The sequence below is a fragment of the Enhydrobacter sp. genome, assembly GCF_030246845.1.
GTDB lineage: Bacteria > Pseudomonadota > Alphaproteobacteria > Reyranellales > Reyranellaceae > Reyranella.
In genome coordinates, this window is sequence record NZ_CP126889.1 from 3,627,790 (window position 1) to 3,643,542 (window position 15,753).

Consider the following 15,753-nt stretch of genomic DNA (forward strand, 5'->3'; position numbering starts at 1 on the left):
CTTTCTTGACGTTTATGGCCGCGCCGGGGGCTTTCGACCCCACCGACACGGATACGAGAGGCGGGGACGGTTCATCCCCGGCGCTGGTCGAGATTCCTTTCCTTGCAAAATGCCGGCCATTCCATCTGGCGGCGCGCAAAGCCAGTTTGCACCTTCACCGAAGCCGGATGCACCTGTTAAAGTTGCATACCGTCGATTACACCAACTGAAGCATGCCGTCCTCGACCTTGGCCCTGGCCTCGCGCCTGTCGCCGCATTTGCAACGGCTGGAGGACGAGTCGATCCACATCCTGCGCGAGGTGGTGGCGGAGTTCCGCAAGCCCGTGCTGCTCTATTCGGTCGGCAAGGATTCGAGCGTCCTGCTCCATCTCGCGCGCAAGGCCTTCCATCCCGCGCCGCCGCCCTTTCCCTTTCTGCACATCGCCACCGGCTGGGACTTCCGGGCGTTGCTGGAGCACCGCGACCGGATGGCGAAGGCCTACGGGTTCGAGCTGCTGGTGCACAGCAACGAGGAAGCGGTACGCGCCGGCGTCAATCCGTTCGACACCGCGACGGGCGAGTATTCCCGGCTGATGCTGACCGAGGCGCTGCACAGCGCACTCGACCGGCACGGCTTCGACGCGGCGATCGGTGGCGCGCGACGCGACGAGGAGAAGGCGCGCGCCAAGGAGCGCATCTTCTCCCACCGCGGCGCGGCTCACACCTGGGATCCGCGGCGCCAGCGGCCCGAGTTGTGGCGGCTCTTCAACACGCGGCTTGCGCCGGGCGAGACGATGCGCGTCTTCCCGCTCTCCAACTGGACCGAGCTCGACGTCTGGACCTACATCCAGGCCGAGGCGATCCCGATCGTGCCGCTCTATCTCGCGGCCGAGCGGCCGGTCGTGGCGCGCGTCGGCGCGCTGATCGCGGTCGACGACCAGCGCATGCGGTTTCGGCCGGACGAAAAGACGATGCTGCGGCGCGTGCGCTTCCGGACGCTCGGCTGCTGGCCGCTCACCGGCGCGGTCGAATCGCAGGCGGACGACGTCGCGGCGGTGATCGCCGAGCTTGTCGCCTCGCGCTCGTCTGAACGTCAGGGCCGCCTCGTCGACGCCGCGGCGCAGGCCTCGATGGAGCGCAAGAAGCGGGAGGGCTATTTTTGAACGCCGGCGGGGAGATGCCGCTGGCCGTCGTGCCGCGTCGCGGCGCACTGCGCTTCCTCGCCTGCGGCTCGGTCGACGACGGCAAGTCGACCCTCATCGGTCGGCTGATCGCCGATGCGGCCGGCCTGCTCGACGACCAGGCGAAGGCGCTGCGGGAGGATTCGCGGCGCTTCGGCACCACCGGCGACGGCATCGACTATGCCCTGCTGCTCGACGGGCTCGAGGCCGAGCGCGAGCAGGGCATCACCATCGACGTCGCCTATCGCTTCTTCTCGACCACGCGGCGGGCGTTCGTCGTCGCCGACACGCCGGGTCACCGGCAATACACGCGCAACATGGTGACGGGCGCCTCGAACGCCGAGCTCGCCGTCCTGCTGGTCGATGCGCGCAAGGGGCTCGTGGAGCAGACGCGCCGCCACGCCGTCATCGTGTCGCTGCTCGGCATCCGCCATGTCGTGCTGGCGGTGAACAAGATCGACCTGGTCGATTTTTCCGAGGCGTGCTTTCGCGAGATCGAGCGCGCCTTCACAGCTTTTGCCGCGCCGCTCGGCTTCGAATCGCCGGTCGCGATCCCGCTCTCCGCGCGCCACGGCGACAATGTCGCTGCGCGCAGCGACCGCACGCCCTGGTATCGCGGGCCGGCGCTGCTGCGGCATCTCGAGACCGTGCAGACCGGCGACGAGGCGGAGGGGCCATTCCGTTTTCCCGTGCAATGGGTCAACCGCCCGAACGGCGACTTCCGCGGCTTCGCCGGCACGGTGGCCAGCGGGACGGTGAAGGTCGGCGACCGCGTCGTGGCCGAAGGATCGGGCCGGACGGCCGAGGTGGCGCGCATCGTCACCTTCGACGGCGATCTGCCGGCGGCGGCGGCCGGCCGCTCGGTGACGCTCGTCTTCGGAGAGGCGATCGATCTCGGCCGCGGCGACCTGCTGGCCGATCCGAAGAACCGGCCGACCGTCGCGCGCCGGCTCGCCACCGACCTTGTCTGGATGGACGAGGTGCCGGCGCTGCCGGGCCGGCGCCTTCTCCTCAAGATCGGCGCCGCCACCGTCGCCGCCACGATCGCGCGCATCGCCGGCACGCTCGACATCGAGTCGCTCGAGCGCGTGCCGGGCCAGGCGCTCGGCCCCGACGGCATCGCGCGCGTGGAGATCGAGACCGCGGCGCCGATCGCCTTCGATCCCTACGGCGACAATCGCGCCACCGGCGCCTTCATCCTGATCGATCCCGCGACCGGCGGCACGGTGGCGGCCGGCATGGCGGTCGAAAGCCTCGACCGCGCGACCAACGTCCATCACCAGCCCGAGGACGTGACGCCCGTCATCCGCGAGCGCGCCAAGGGGCAGCGGGCGACGGTGGTGTGGCTCACCGGCCTGCCGGGCTCGGGCAAGTCGACCATCGCCAACGCCGTCGAGCGCAGGCTGGTGGCGCTCGGTCGCCAGACCATGCTGCTCGACGGCGACAACCTGCGGCAGGGCCTCAACGCCGATCTCGGCTTCGACGCGGCCTCGCGCGCCGAGAACGTGCGGCGGGTCGGCGAGGTGGCGAAGCTGATGGCCGATGCCGGGCTGATCGTGCTGGTGGCGCTGGTCTCGCCGTTCCGCGTCGACCGCGCGCGCGCCCGCGCGCTCTTGCCCGAAGGCCGCTTCCTCGAGGTGTTCGTCGACACCCCGCCCGAGATCTGCCGCCAGCGCGACCCCAAGGGCCTCTACGCCAAGGCCGCGCGCGGCAAGGTCGCCAACCTCACCGGCCGCGACCAGCCCTACGAGCCGCCCGAGTCGCCCGACCTCGCGCTGCGCACGCTGGACCTCGACCCCGAGCAGGCCGCCGAGCGGGTGATCGAGCGGGTGCTGGCGACGCCGCCCGCCTGATCGCGGTCTTTTCGCAAATTTTTTCACGCTTGTGGTAAGCCTCCGCGGCCCACCGGGCGGTGGAGTAAGATGATACCGCGCGCCGGACCCGCTCCTGGTCTTTACGGGCGCTGAAGAAAGGTCGCCCTGATCTTCGCCTCGACCGCTTCGGGATAGCGGAAACCGGCCGTGTGCGCGACTTCGCGGGCCAGGCGGCCGTAAAGACGCGTCGTCTCCTCGAAGGCGCGGCGGGCGTCTTCGGCGTCGAAGCGGCCGAAGGTCCGCTGCAGCTCTTGCCAGGTGTCGGGATCGGTCCATCGCTGCATCCGAGTTCCGAGGTGCCAGACGTCGGCCGGCGTGGCGCCATGCGTGATGGCATGCCATTCCATCATTTCGAGCAGAAGCTCCTTCATCGTCCAATCGCGCTGCTTGACGAGAAAGAGGTCGCCGCGCGCGAGATAGCGCGGGACGTGAAAGGCCTCGAACCAGAATTCCTCGACGCGACGGCGGAAGTCGCCCCCGGAAGGTAGGGACCGGACGGGAAAGCTGTGGGAAGGCGCCGGCAGATCCTTCGCGATGCCGTTCTTGTCGAGCAGGACACGATAGCCACGTTCGTACAGCGGGATGAGGTGTCGCCGGTCGATCATGCGTTGAAGGCGCGGCCGGCCAGCGAGGGTAAAATCGACCTTAACGCCGCCCTCGAAGATCGCGAGCCGGGTCGGCCAGCCGTCCTGCTCGAGGCGGAGCACGATGACAAGATCGGCGATCGTGCCGATCCATCCATCGTCGTCGGCCAACGACACAGGATCGCGGACGATGATCTCGAGATCGATATCCGACCAGGCGTCGGCGTCCCCATCGTTGCGCGCGAGCGATCCTGTCTGGACCACGGCCACGACATCGCCGTGGGCCTCGGCCCAATCCAGGATCGATGCGAGGATGCGGTCCCTGACTGCCAAGTCCATCGGCTCCCTTCCAAGAACAAGGCGGCGACCGTAAGAAGTCAGCTGCAGCGCATGTCTTGTTGCGACACTGCATGAGCGCCGCTGGAGTGGCGCGCTCCAAAGAGAACGACGCATCTCTCGATGCGTCGTCTCGGATCGTTTCGATTTGGTCGGAGTGAGAGGATTCGAACCTCCGGCCCCTAGCTCCCGAAGCTAGTGCTCTACCAGGCTGAGCTACACTCCGTCAGCGCCGCGGAGTCCGCCTCCGCTCGGGAGGCGGGGTTATAGCCGCGCCCTCCCGGGGTCGCAAGGGCGCCGCCCGGCGGCTATAGTCGCGCGACTTCGCGGGGAGGCGAAATGGCCAAAGGCAAGGGCAGGAAGAAGCGGCTCAGGATCGCGCTGATCGGTTACGGCGCGATTGGCCAGATGCTGTTCGACGTGTTCGCCGAGAAGAAGCCTGCGATCGACATCGTGGGCGTGCTGGTGCGGCCGGGCCGGGCCAGGGAGACGCAGAAGAAGGTCGGGCGCAAGGTCGCCGTGGTCGAGACGCTGCGGGCGCTCCTGAAGCTCGAGCCCGACGTCGTGGTGGAGGCGGCGAGCCAGCAGGCGGTGCGCGACTGGGGCGAGACGATCCTGAAGAAGGGGATCGATCTCATGGTGATCGCGACCGGCGCCTATGGCGATCCCAAACTCTGGAACAAGCACCTCGCGGCCGCCGCCAAAAGCGGCGCGCGGCTTCGCCTGCCGTCGGGCGCGATCGCGGGGCTCGACGGGTTGCTGGCGATGCGGCTCGGCAAGCTCGAGCGCGTGAAGTACACCTCGATCAAGCCGCCGCACGCCTGGAGCGGCACCCCGGCCGAGACCGACTTCGACCTGCCCGCGATCCGCGAGCCCACGGTGATCTTCCGCGGCACGCCGGCCGATGCGGGCCGGCTCTATCCCAAGAACGCCAACCTCGCGGTGACGGTGGCGCTGTGCGGCGCCGGGCTCGATCGCACCGACATCGAGCTGGTCGCCGACCCGACCCTGCCGCCCGGCACCAATGCGAGCCGGCTCGAGGTGGTGAGCGATTCGGGCGAGCTCAGGCTCGAGCGGCTGGGCCGCGCCATGCCGGACAATCCCAAGACCGGCGTGCTGACGGCGCTCACCATGGCCGACGAGCTGATGAAGATGGTGCGCGCCAGCGACTGGTAGCCGTCTTGCTGTGTCATCCCGAGGCGAAGCCGAGGGATCTTTCGCGGCCGTGGACCAAAGATCCCTCGCTGCGCGGGATGACACGATTCGTCGTCTGCGGCGCGTCACCCGCGATGATGATGCATGCCCATCGACGCCGAGCGGTCGAGGATCTCCTTCTGCTCCGGCGTCAGTGCGCCGTAGAGCGTGAGGAGCGAAGGCTTCACCGCCTCGATCGTATCCAGCCGGGCTTTCATATAGCTCTCGCGCATCTCGAGGCGCTGGGCGAAGTCGGGGCGCTTGTCGAGCGTGGCCGGCAGGCCGGCGCAGCGCGTCTTCTCCTTGGCGCTGGCCGCGTCGGCTGCCTTCTCGAAGGCGTTCCACGCCTCCGTCTGCTCGGGCTTGAGATCGAGCCGCGCCTTCAGGTAGGCGCGGTTGCCGATGCGGCGCGCCACCTCCTCCAGGCAGGTCTTCTGCGGCGAGAAGGCCTGGTGCTGCATCATGTGCTTCATGTGCTCGGGGCCGCCGGCCGCCGGCGGTGGAGCCGGAGCGGCCGGCGGGGTTGCCTGGGCGATCTGCGGCGCGCGCTCGAACCCACCGTCTGAGGCGGAGGCCGAGGTCAGCCAGGCAAGGCCGGCCGCCGCCACGAGGGCGGTCGGCACGGCCACGAACAGGGGGCGACGGGTCATCGTGGACTCCAAAGGCTGCGGAACTCTCCCACACCCTCTGTACGGCGCGATCGCGCCAAACGTTCCCCGGAATTTCAGCCGCGTGCGTTCGGACGTTGCGCGCGCATCCAGTGCGCGAAGGCCATGCGCTGGTCGGCGGTGAGGGCGAGGCCCTCCTTGGTGCGCCGCCACAGCACGTCGTCGGGCTCGACCGCCCATTCCTCCCGCACGAGGTAGCGCACCTCGACCTCGTAGAGGTGACCGCCGAAGTGACGGCCGAGATCGGCCGGCGTCTTCACGTTTTCGAGAAGATCGTCGAGGCCGGTGCCGTGGCGGCGCGCCAGCACGCGCACCAGCTCCCCGGGCAGGCCGGGCTTGGCGGCGCAGGCGCCGGCCACGAAGCGGTCGAACGCCTCGTCGAAGGAGGGGGCGTTGGCCAGCTCGCCGTCGGCCAGCGGCTTGTGCGCGGTCCAGGCCGCGCCCATCGCGGGATAGAACTTCCGCAGGTCCTCCAGCGCATGCTCGGCGAGCCGCCGGTAGGTCGTGATCTTGCCACCGAACACCGACAGGATCGGCGCGCCGCCTTCCGGTGCGTCGACCTCGAGATGATAGTCGCGCGTGACGGCGGAGGGATCGTCGTCGCCGTCGTCGAACAGCGGGCGCACGCCCGAGTAGGTCCAGACGACGTCGGCCGGCGTCACCGGCTTCTTCATGTAGTGGCCGGCGATGTCGCAGAGATAGGCGATCTCCTCGGGTGAGCAGACCGGCTTCTCGCTGCTCTCGACGGGAATATCGGTGGTGCCGATCAGCGAATAGTCCCGCTCGTAGGGGATCACGAACACGATCCGGTTGTCGCTGTTCTGCAGGATGAAGGCGTGCTCGCCCTCGTGCAGGCGCGGCACCACGATGTGGCTGCCCTTCACCAACCGCACGCGCTTGGGCGTGCGCACCTCCGTCTGCTCGTCGAGGAAATGCTTGACCCAGGGACCGGCCGCATTGACCAGGCCGCGCGCCCGCAGCGTCACCGTTTCGCCGCCGGGCGCGGCGAGCTCGACCTCCCACAGCCTGCCGTCGGCCGTCCGGCGCGCCGAAACACAGCGATGTCGGGCGTAAATGCGCGCGCCCATGTTGCGCGCCGACTTCAGGTTCGCAATCACCAGCCGGGCATCGTCGACCCAGGCGTCGGAGTAGACGAAGCCGTTCTTGAACTTGCCGTTCAGGCCGACGCCGAACTTCGAGTGCAGGAGGTCGACCGCCTTCGACCTGGGCAGGGTCATGTGCCAGTCGAGATGGTCATAGAGGAAAAGGCCGATCCGGAGCATCCAGCGCGGCCTGAGATGGGGCTCGTGCGGCAGCACGAAGCGCATCGGCCTGGAAAGATGCGGCGCCTTGGCCAGCAGCACCTCGCGCTCCATCAGCGCCTCGCGCACCAGCCGGAACTCGTAGTGCTCCAGGTAGCGCAGGCCGCCATGGATCAGCTTGGTCGAGGCCGAGGAGGTGGCGCTCGCGAAGTCGTTCATCTCGCAGAGGCCGACCGTAAGGGCCCGGCCCGCCGCGTCGCAGGCGATGCCTGCGCCATTGATGCCGCCGCCCACGACGAACAGATCGAGCGGCCGGCCTTCCATTCCATTCATGGGACGGACATATAGCGCGCTTGACCGGTTTGTGCGCGGCCCGCAAACAGGCGGGATGGGAGTGCTGCTGAAGCTGGCGATCCTCGCCGTCGCGGGCTACCTCGCCTGGAGCACCGTGCGGGGCTGGCTGTCGGCGCTGTTGGGCATGAACCGGCGGCCGGCCGCACCGCCCCCGCAGCCCGCGAGCCTGCCGCCCGCGGGCAAGCCTATCGTCGAGGACACCCGCCGCTGCGCCGTCTGCGGCGCCTATGTCTCGGTCGCCGCCGGCAAATGCGGCCGGCCGGACTGCCCGTGAACTCCTTCATCGGCCATGCGGGTCGATCAGCGTGAGCTTCGGAAAATAGCCGCGGTAGCGGCCGGCATCGCGGGTCAGCAGAGGCCAACCCTCGACGGCGGCATGAGCGCCGATGAAGAAATCGGGCGACACTCCGCTACGGATGCCGCCGGCACGACGGTATTGCTGGAACGCTTTGCCTGCCAGGAACAAGGCGGGACGCGGTATCGGCGCCAGCTCGATCTTCGCTTCGGCCAGCATGGCATCGAGATCCTCGATCCGGCTGTAACGAATAGAGGTTTCGCCATAGATCACGTCGTTGATGAGCACCGGGCCCGCGAGCGCGACCTCTTCGAGCCGGGCCAATGACCATGCCGCCCAATCGGGATCGTCGGTCACGAGATCGAGGAGGACGTTGCTGTCGACCAGGGTCACGTCAGCGTTCGCCGCGCGTCATGGCCATGATCTCGTCCGTGCTCAAACCCCGGCCGGCATGGCCGCGCAGCCGCGCGAAACGGTTCGGCCGGCTCTTCTTCTCCTCGACCTTGACCAGGACGATGCGGCCATCCGGCGCCCGCTCGAAATCGATCTGGCTGCCAGGGCCGATACCCAGCAGATCGCGTACCTGCTTGGGAATAGTGATCTGGCCCTTGCTTGTGACGGTGGTGCTCATGACGGCCTCGGTAAGGAAGTATTCCATTTTGGTATTACCTTAGGCCTCTCGGCATCGATCTGCCAGTGATCCCCGCTTGACCCACCCGGGGGCGGCACCTATTTTGCCGCACCGCAAAAACGGCCTAAGTCATGGAAAGACAAGGCCTTCTCACGCTCGAGGATGTTCCGTGTCCAAGCTCTCGGCGGCGCGCGCCAAGCCACGATGCTTCCAGGAACTGATCCTGACGCTGCAGGATTACTGGGCGCGCCAGGGCTGCGTCGTCCTGCAGCCCTACGACATGGAAATGGGCGCCGGGACCTTCCACACCGCGACCACCCTGCGCGCGCTGGGGCCCAAACCCTGGTATGCAGCCTACGTGCAGCCCTCGCGCCGGCCCAAAGACGGGCGCTATGGCGAGAACCCCAACCGGTTGCAGCATTACTATCAGTTCCAGGCGATCCTGAAGCCGTCGCCAACCGACATCCTCGAACGCTACCTGGGCTCGCTCGAGGCGATCGGCATCGACACCACGCTGCACGACATCCGCTTCGTCGAGGACGACTGGGAGAGCCCGACGCTGGGCGCCTGGGGGCTGGGCTGGGAAGTCTGGTGCGACGGCATGGAGATCACCCAGTTCACCTACTTCCAGCAGGTGGGCGGCATCGAGGTCGACCTGGTGGCGGGCGAGATCACCTACGGGCTCGAACGGCTCGCGATGTATCTCTTCGACAAGAAGACGGTCTACGAGCTGCCGTTCAATGCGCCCGAGTCGGAGGTGCCGCTCAGCTATGGCGACGTGTTCCTGCAGAACGAGAAGGAGCAGTCGGCCTACAACTTCGAGCATGCCGACACCGGGATGCTGTTCCGCCACTTCGCCGACGCCGAGAAGGAATGCGGTCGCCTGGTCGAGAACGGACTGCCACTGCCGGCCTACGAGCAGTGCATAAAGGCCTCGCACTGCTTCAATCTCTTGGATGCGCGCGGCGTCATCAGCGTGACCGAGCGGCAGAGCTACATCCTGCGCGTGCGCACGCTGGCCAAGGCCTGCTGCGAGGCCTGGCTTGCGACGCAAGTCGAGAAGGTGGCGGCGTGATGGCCGACCTCCATCTCATGGGAGCGAAGGACGCTTGCAGCAAGATCGGTGTCATCCCGAGCACAGCGAGGGATCTTTCGCAGCGCCGACCAAGGATCCCTCGCTGCGCTCGGGATGACACGGGAGAGGTTGGAACGTCCGAAGAGAAGAGGCTGCGCCATGGCTGAGCTTCTCCTCGAGCTCTTGAGCGAGGAGATTCCGGCGCGCATGCAGACGCGGGCGGCGGAGGATCTCAGGCGGCTCGTGTGCGAGGGGCTGAAGGCGGCCAGACTCGACTTCAGCGAGGCGCGCGCCTTCGCGACGCCACGGCGGCTCGCGCTGATGGTCGACGGTCTGCCGGCGATGAGGGCCGACGTCAGCGAGGAGAAGCGGGGGCCGCGTGGCGGAGCGCCGGAGCAGGCGATCCAGGGCTTCCTGAAAGGGGCGGGGCTGTCGTCGCTCGACCAGGCCGAGAAGCGCGATACCGGCAAGGGCGAGTTCTGGTTCGCGGTGATCCGCAAGAAGGGCGGCCCGACGGCCGACGCACTGCCCGGCATCATCGATGCGGCGTTGAGAGCCTTGCCTTGGCCCAAGTCGATGAAATGGGGCAGCGGCACGATGCAGTGGGTGCGTCCGCTGCATTCCATCGTCGCGCTGTTCGACGGCAAGGTGCTGGCGGGCGAGGTGGCGCCGGGCGGAAAGATGGCGCCCATCAGGTTCGGCGACAGCACGCGCGGCCATCGTTTCCTGAGCAAGGGCGAGATCAAGGTGACGGGCTTCGCCGACTATGTCGAAAAGCTCCGCGCGGCGCATGTCGTGCTCGATGCCGGCGAGCGCAAGAAGATCATCCTTGAGGGAGCGGAGCGGCTCAGCCGCGAGGCGCAGGTGGCGCTCAAGGAGGACGAGGCGCTGCTCGACGAGGTGGCCGGCCTGGTCGAATGGCCGGTCCCGCTGCTCGGCACCATCGACGCCGAGTTCATGGACGTGCCGGCCGAGGTGCTGATCGTCTCCATGAAGACGCATCAGCGCTATTTCGCGACGACCAGGCCGGACGGTACGCTCGCCAACCGTTTCGTCGTCGTCGCGAACAACGAAGCGCGCGATGGCGGCAGAACCATCGTCGCTGGCAACGAGCGGGTGCTGCGCTCGCGGCTCGCCGACGCCAAGTTCTTCTGGGATCAGGACCGCAAGCGACGGCTGGAAGAGCGGCTGCCGGTGCTGAAGGACATCGTCTTCCACGCAAGACTCGGGACGCAGGCCGATCGCGTGCAACGCATTGCGGCGCTCGCCACCGCGCTCGCCGAATACATCCCCGGCAGCGACAAGGTGCAGGTCATGATGGCGGCCGAGCTCTGCAAGGCCGATCTCGTGACCGGCATGGTCGGCGAGTTCCCCGAGCTGCAGGGCGTGATGGGGCGCTACTACGCGCTGGGCGAGAAGCTGCCGATGGCGGTCGCCGAGGCGATCGGCGATCACTATGCGCCGGCCGGGCCGAACGATCGCTGTCCTTCCGCGCCCGTGTCGGTCGCGGTGGCGCTCGCCGACAAGCTCGATGCGCTCGTCTCCTTCTGGTCGATCGGCGAGAAGCCGACCGGCTCGCGCGATCCCTTCGCGCTGCGCCGCGCGGCGCTCGGCGTCATCCGCTTGATCGTCGAGAACCGGCTGCGGCTGCCGCTCGCGCGCTTCCTGAAGGAGGCCGACCTGCTCGCCTTCTTCGCCGACCGCCTGAAGGTGCAGATGCGGGAGCAGGGCGTGCGGCACGACATCGTCGATGCCGTCTTCGCGATCGGTCACGAGGACGATCTGGTGCGTCTGCTGGCGCGCGTCGAGGCGCTGCAGTCCTTCCTCGGCACGGAGGCGGGAAAGAATCTGCTCACCGCCTACGGCCGCGCCGCCAATATCGTGCGCGCCGAGGAGAAGAAGGAAAAGGGCCTGAAAGAGAAGATTGCCGGCATGCCCGATCCCGCCCTGCTGGAACAAGCGGAGGAGAAAAACGTTGCCACGGCGCTGGCCGAGATGGAGCGGACCGTGAGGCCGGCGCTGGAGCGCGAGGATTTTTCCGGCGCAATGAATGCTTTCGCCGGTCTGCGTGCGCCGATCGACGCGTTTTTCGAAATGGTCACAGTGAATGTCGCTGACAAACCGCAATTGCGGCTGAACAGATTGAAATTGCTCAACCAGATACGGGCCGCCATGGATTCGGTGGCGGACTTTTCGAGGATCGAGGGCTGAACAAGATGGCTCAGGACAGCGCCCAGAAGACGAAGTGGGTTTACAGTTTCGGCAACGGCAAGGCCGAAGGCCGCGCCGACATGCGCAATCTTCTGGGCGGCAAGGGCGCCAATCTCGCCGAGATGTCGAGCCTCGGCCTGCCGGTGCCGCCGGGCTTCACCGTGACGACCGAGGTCTGCACCTACTACTACGCCAACAACGAGAGCTATCCGCCCCGGCTCGGCGACGAGGTCGAGAAGGCACTGGGCGCCGTCGAGAAGATCGTCGGCGCGAAGTTCGGCGATGCCGACAATCCGCTGCTGGTCTCGGTGCGCTCGGGCGCGCGCGCCTCGATGCCCGGCATGATGGACACGGTCCTGAACCTCGGGCTGAACGACAGGACGGTGCTGGGGCTCGCCAAATCCTCGGGCGACGACCGCTTCGCCTGGGACAGCTACCGCCGCTTCATCCAGATGTACTCCAACGTCGTGCTCGACGTCGCGCATCACTACTTCGAGGAGGCGCTGGAGCTCAAGAAGGAGGATCTCGGCATCCACATGGATACCGACCTCAAGGCCGACGACTGGCGCTCGGTGGTGGGCGAGTACAAGAAAATCGTCGAGAAGCGCACCGGCAAGCCGTTCCCGCAGGAGCCGCGCGAGCAGCTCTGGGGCGCGATCGGCGCGGTGTTCGGCTCGTGGATGAACCAGCGCGCCATCACCTACCGCCGCCTGCATTCGATCCCCGAGAGCTGGGGCACGGCGGTGAACGTGCAGGCGATGGTGTTCGGCAACATGGGCGACGACTGCGCGACCGGCGTCGCCTTCACGCGCGATCCCTCGACCGGCACCAACCTGTTCTACGGCGAGTATCTGGTGAACGCGCAGGGCGAGGATGTCGTTGCCGGCATCCGCACGCCGCAGCATCTCACGGTCGAAGGCAAGAAGGCGCAGAAGTCCGACGCGCCGGCGATGGAAGAGGTGATGCCCGAGGTGTTCGCCGATCTCTCGCGGGTGCGCGAGACGCTGGAGAAGCACTATCGCGACATGCAGGACATCGAGTTCACCGTGCAGCGCGGCAAGCTCTACATGCTGCAGACGCGCAACGGCAAGCGCACCGCAAAGGCCGCGCTCAAGATCGCGGTCGACATGGTGCGCGAGGGCCTGATCGACCGGAAGCAGGCGGTCGAGCGCATCGTGCCGGCGAGCCTCGACCAGCTCCTGCATCCGACGCTCGACCCCAAGGCCCAGCGCAAGGTGATCGCCAAGGGCCTGCCGGCCTCGCCCGGCGCGGCTTCGGGCAAGGTCGTGTTCTCGGCCGACGAGGCGGAGAAGCAGGCGCGCGGCGGCGAAAAGGTGATCCTGGTCCGCCGCGAGACCTCGCCGGAGGACATCCACGGCATGCACGCGGCCCAGGGCATCCTGACCTCGACCGGCGGCATGACCAGCCATGCGGCGGTCGTGGCGCGCGGCATGGGCAAGCCCTGTGTCGCCGGCGCCGGCGACCTGCGCATCGACGCCAACGCGGGCACGCTCTCGGTGCGCGGCACGACGGTGAAGGCGGGCGAGGAGATCACGCTCGACGGCGGCACCGGCGAGATCATGCTGGGCGTGGTGCCGACGGTGCAGCCCGAGCTCTCGGGCGACTTCGCCGAGCTGATGGCGTGGGCCGACGAGGTGCGCCGCCTGGGAATCCGCGCCAACGCCGAGACGCCGGCCGACGCCGCGCAGGCGCGCAAGTTCGGCGCCGAGGGCATCGGCCTCTGCCGCACCGAGCACATGTTCTTCGAGGGCGACCGCATCGTGGCGGTGCGCCAGATGATCCTGGCCGACGACGAGAAGAGCCGCCGGGCGGCGCTCGCCAAGATCCAGCCCATGCAGCGCCAGGACTTCGTCGAGCTGTTCGAGATCATGGCCGGGCTGCCCGTCACCATCCGCCTGCTCGATCCGCCGCTGCACGAGTTCCTGCCCAAGACCGACGCCGACATGGCGCAGGTCGCCCGGGATCTCGGCGTCGACATGAAGGAGATCGAGGCGCGCGCCCACAAGCTGCACGAGTTCAACCCCATGCTCGGCCATCGCGGCGTGCGGCTCGGCATCTCCTATCCCGAGATCTACGAGATGCAGGCGCGCGCCATCTTCGAGGCCGTGGCCGAGGTGCAGAAGAAGGACGGCAAGACGGTCACGCCCGAGATCATGATCCCGCTGGTCGCGACCAAGAAGGAACTCGACCTGATGAAGGCCGTGGTCGACCAGGTCGCCGCCGAGGTGAGCCAGATGTCGGGCCAGAAGCTCGAATACATGGTGGGCACCATGATCGAGCTGCCGCGCGCCGCGCTGCGCGCCGGCGACATCGCCGAGACGGCCGAGTTCTTCAGCTTCGGCACCAACGATCTCACCCAGACGACGTTCGGCCTGAGCCGCGACGATTCGGCCTCCTTCCTGGAGAAGTACCGGCAGAAGGGCATCCTCGAGCACGATCCGTTCGCCTCGCTCGACAGCGAGGGCGTGGGCGAGCTGATCGAGATCGCACGCGAGCGCGGCCGGCGCGTCCGCAACGGTCTGAAGCTCGGCATCTGCGGCGAGCACGGCGGTGATCCCGCCTCGGTGTTCTTCTGCCACAAGGCCGGCCTCGACTATGTCTCGTGCTCGCCCTTCCGCGTGCCGATCGCGCGGCTCGCGGCGGCGCAGGCGGCGCTGGGCGGCGCGCTCAAGACCGAATGAGCCTCGCCGCGCTGCGGCCGGGCGGCGAGGACAGCAAGCGCGCGCTCGCCCGGGCGCTTGCGAAGCTGGAACGCGATCCCGATTCAGCCGCGTCCCAGGCGCTGCTCGACGAGGCCTGGCGTCATCCACGTGCGGCGGTCGTGGGCGTCACCGGCCCGCCGGGCGTCGGCAAGTCGACGCTGTGCGCGACGCTGGTCGCGGCCTGGCGCAAGGCCGGCCTCACGGTCGGGGTGATCGCCGTCGATCCGTCCTCGAAGACGAGCGGCGGTGCGCTGCTCGGCGATCGCGTGCGCATCACGACCGATGCAGCCGACGAAGGCAGCTTCGTGCGCTCGATGGCGGCGCGCGACCGGCTGGGTGGTCTCGCCGACCAGACGCTCGCGGCGATGGTGGTGATGCGCGCGTTGTTCGACCGCGTCCTGATCGAGACGGTGGGTGTCGGCCAGTCCGAGACCGATGTCGCGGGCGTCGCCGACACGGTACTGTTCTGCGTCCAGCCCGGTTCCGGCGATTCGCTGCAGTTCATGAAGGCGGGCATCGTCGAGATCCCCCACCTGGTCGTGGTCACCAAGGCGGATACCGGCATCTCGGCGGAGAAGGCGCGCCGCGACGTCGCGGGCGCCCTGTCGCTCGCCGGCGCCGGGCCGGACGGCTGGCCGCCGAGGACGCTCGCGATCTCGGCGCGCAGCGGTGCGGGCGTCGACGCGCTCATGGCGGCGCTCGAGGCGCATCGCGCGCATCTTGCGCAGGAAGGCCGGCTCGCCATCGCGCGCCATCGCCAGAGCGAAGGCTGGGTGCGCGAAGCGCTGCGCGAGCGCTACGGCACGCGCGGCCTTGCAAGACTGGCCGCCCTTGGCTTGGATGCGGCCCTGCCGGCGGGCGGGCAGCCGTTCGAGCGCCTGCGCGAGTTGAGCAGCCTTCTGGAGAGACCGCGATGACCCATCCCACCGACGCCGACTGCGTGTTCTGCAAGATCGTCGCAGGCAAGCTGCCCTGCTTCAAGCTCGTGGAAGACGACATGACCATCGCCTTCATGGACATCAACCCGGTGAATCCGGGTCACGCACTCGCGGTCGCCAAGGGCCATTGGCCGACGGTCGACGCCATTCCCGCCGACGTGCTCGCCGATGTCGCACGCACGGCGCAGCGCGTGGCGAAGGCCGTGGTCAAGGCGCTGGCGCCGGCCGGCGTCAATCTCGTGCAGGCGAACGGGCCAGCGGCCGGCCAGTCGGTGCCGCATCTGCATATCCACATCATGCCGCGCCGGGCGGGCGACAATGTCTCGCTCAACTGGACGCCGGTGCCGGGCGACATGAAGGAGATCGAGGCCGTCGCCGCCAGGCTCAAGGCGGCGCTGTGAGGATGCCGCCGAGGAAGTCATCGGAGCGCGCCACGCCAGTGGCGCAA

14 protein-coding genes and 1 tRNA gene are annotated in these 15,753 nt (G+C 68.2%); 9 read left to right on the plus strand and 6 right to left on the minus strand.

What is annotated here, in order from left to right; all coding sequences use genetic code 11:
• Positions 1-212: 212 nt before the first annotated feature.
• Both cysD and cysC read left to right on the plus strand, forming a co-directional pair.
• Positions 213-1,142 carry a sulfate adenylyltransferase subunit CysD gene (cysD, locus tag OJF58_RS18175; protein WP_300779122.1) on the plus strand — a complete coding sequence of 310 codons (930 nt, stop codon included), beginning with the start codon at positions 213-215 and terminating at the stop codon, positions 1,140-1,142.
• Positions 1,139-3,013, plus strand: coding sequence for an adenylyl-sulfate kinase (gene cysC, locus OJF58_RS18180; protein WP_300779123.1), 1,875 nt, complete (start codon positions 1,139-1,141; stop codon positions 3,011-3,013). Before cysD ends, cysC begins: the two co-directional genes overlap by 4 nt.
• A gap of 101 nt (positions 3,014-3,114) precedes the next feature.
• Here the strand turns inward: cysC and OJF58_RS18185 are convergent, their stop codons facing one another.
• Positions 3,115-3,957 carry an aminoglycoside 6-adenylyltransferase gene (locus OJF58_RS18185; RefSeq protein ID WP_300779124.1) on the minus strand — a complete coding sequence of 281 codons (843 nt, stop codon included), beginning with the start codon at positions 3,955-3,957 and terminating at the stop codon, positions 3,115-3,117.
• A gap of 146 nt (positions 3,958-4,103) precedes the next feature.
• Positions 4,104-4,180, minus strand: a tRNA-Pro gene (locus OJF58_RS18190).
• Between the two features lie 113 nt (positions 4,181-4,293).
• Between OJF58_RS18190 and OJF58_RS18195 the strand changes: the two genes are divergently transcribed.
• Positions 4,294-5,130: an aspartate dehydrogenase gene (locus OJF58_RS18195; protein ID WP_300779125.1), complete on the plus strand. Its 837-nt coding sequence runs from the start codon at positions 4,294-4,296 to the stop codon at positions 5,128-5,130.
• Positions 5,131-5,234: 104 nt separating this feature from the next.
• Here OJF58_RS18195 and OJF58_RS18200 read toward each other — a convergent pair whose 3' ends face one another.
• Positions 5,235-5,798 (minus strand): Spy/CpxP family protein refolding chaperone, encoded by a 564-nt coding sequence (locus tag OJF58_RS18200; RefSeq protein ID WP_300779126.1) that lies wholly within the window; start codon positions 5,796-5,798, stop codon positions 5,235-5,237.
• A gap of 74 nt (positions 5,799-5,872) precedes the next feature.
• Entirely contained in the window at positions 5,873-7,402 is a 1,530-nt protein-coding gene (glpD, locus tag OJF58_RS18205) for a glycerol-3-phosphate dehydrogenase (RefSeq protein ID WP_300779127.1), read from the minus strand.
• 70 nt (positions 7,403-7,472) lie between these two features.
• Between glpD and OJF58_RS18210 the strand changes: the two genes are divergently transcribed.
• Positions 7,473-7,706 carry a hypothetical protein gene (locus OJF58_RS18210; protein WP_300779128.1) on the plus strand — a complete coding sequence of 78 codons (234 nt, stop codon included), beginning with the start codon at positions 7,473-7,475 and terminating at the stop codon, positions 7,704-7,706.
• Positions 7,707-7,712: 6 nt separating this feature from the next.
• Here the strand turns inward: OJF58_RS18210 and OJF58_RS18215 are convergent, their stop codons facing one another.
• Complete coding sequence (locus OJF58_RS18215) at positions 7,713-8,120, minus strand: type II toxin-antitoxin system VapC family toxin (RefSeq protein WP_300779129.1); 408 nt, start codon at positions 8,118-8,120, stop codon at positions 7,713-7,715.
• 1 nt (position 8,121) lies between these two features.
• Positions 8,122-8,358: an AbrB/MazE/SpoVT family DNA-binding domain-containing protein gene (locus tag OJF58_RS18220; protein ID WP_300779130.1), complete on the minus strand. Its 237-nt coding sequence runs from the start codon at positions 8,356-8,358 to the stop codon at positions 8,122-8,124.
• 169 nt (positions 8,359-8,527) lie between these two features.
• Between OJF58_RS18220 and OJF58_RS18225 the strand changes: the two genes are divergently transcribed.
• The 5 genes from OJF58_RS18225 (at position 8,528) to OJF58_RS18245 (ending at position 15,706) form a co-directional block, all read left to right on the plus strand.
• Positions 8,528-9,433 carry a glycine--tRNA ligase subunit alpha gene (locus OJF58_RS18225; protein WP_300779131.1) on the plus strand — a complete coding sequence of 302 codons (906 nt, stop codon included), beginning with the start codon at positions 8,528-8,530 and terminating at the stop codon, positions 9,431-9,433.
• Positions 9,434-9,592: 159 nt separating this feature from the next.
• Positions 9,593-11,644, plus strand: a complete 2,052-nt coding sequence (glyS, locus tag OJF58_RS18230) for a glycine--tRNA ligase subunit beta (RefSeq protein ID WP_300779132.1) — start codon at positions 9,593-9,595, stop codon at positions 11,642-11,644.
• Positions 11,645-11,649: 5 nt separating this feature from the next.
• On the plus strand, positions 11,650-14,346 hold the full coding sequence (gene ppdK, locus OJF58_RS18235) for a pyruvate, phosphate dikinase (RefSeq protein ID WP_300779133.1): 2,697 nt from the start codon (positions 11,650-11,652) through the stop codon (positions 14,344-14,346).
• Entirely contained in the window at positions 14,343-15,284 is a 942-nt protein-coding gene (locus tag OJF58_RS18240) for an ATP/GTP-binding protein (protein ID WP_300779134.1), read from the plus strand. The genes ppdK and OJF58_RS18240 overlap by 4 nt, the downstream gene beginning before the upstream one ends.
• On the plus strand, positions 15,281-15,706 hold the full coding sequence (locus tag OJF58_RS18245) for an HIT family protein (protein WP_300779135.1): 426 nt from the start codon (positions 15,281-15,283) through the stop codon (positions 15,704-15,706). Before OJF58_RS18240 ends, OJF58_RS18245 begins: the two co-directional genes overlap by 4 nt.
• Positions 15,707-15,753 lie beyond the last annotated feature (47 nt).

Coding starts and splice junctions, on each gene's coding strand:
- glyS (WP_300779132.1), top strand. CDS start 9,593: ATGGCTGAGCTTCTCCTCGAGCTCTTGAGCGAGGAGATTCCGGCGCGC.
- OJF58_RS18220 (WP_300779130.1), bottom strand. CDS start 8,358: ATGAGCACCACCGTCACAAGCAAGGGCCAGATCACTATTCCCAAGCAG.
- cysD (WP_300779122.1), top strand. CDS start 213: ATGCCGTCCTCGACCTTGGCCCTGGCCTCGCGCCTGTCGCCGCATTTG.
- OJF58_RS18195 (WP_300779125.1), top strand. CDS start 4,294: ATGGCCAAAGGCAAGGGCAGGAAGAAGCGGCTCAGGATCGCGCTGATC.
- OJF58_RS18240 (WP_300779134.1), top strand. CDS start 14,343: ATGAGCCTCGCCGCGCTGCGGCCGGGCGGCGAGGACAGCAAGCGCGCG.
- OJF58_RS18200 (WP_300779126.1), bottom strand. CDS start 5,798: ATGACCCGTCGCCCCCTGTTCGTGGCCGTGCCGACCGCCCTCGTGGCG.
- OJF58_RS18185 (WP_300779124.1), bottom strand. CDS start 3,957: ATGGACTTGGCAGTCAGGGACCGCATCCTCGCATCGATCCTGGATTGG.
- glpD (WP_300779127.1), bottom strand. CDS start 7,402: ATGGAAGGCCGGCCGCTCGATCTGTTCGTCGTGGGCGGCGGCATCAAT.
- OJF58_RS18245 (WP_300779135.1), top strand. CDS start 15,281: ATGACCCATCCCACCGACGCCGACTGCGTGTTCTGCAAGATCGTCGCA.
- ppdK (WP_300779133.1), top strand. CDS start 11,650: ATGGCTCAGGACAGCGCCCAGAAGACGAAGTGGGTTTACAGTTTCGGC.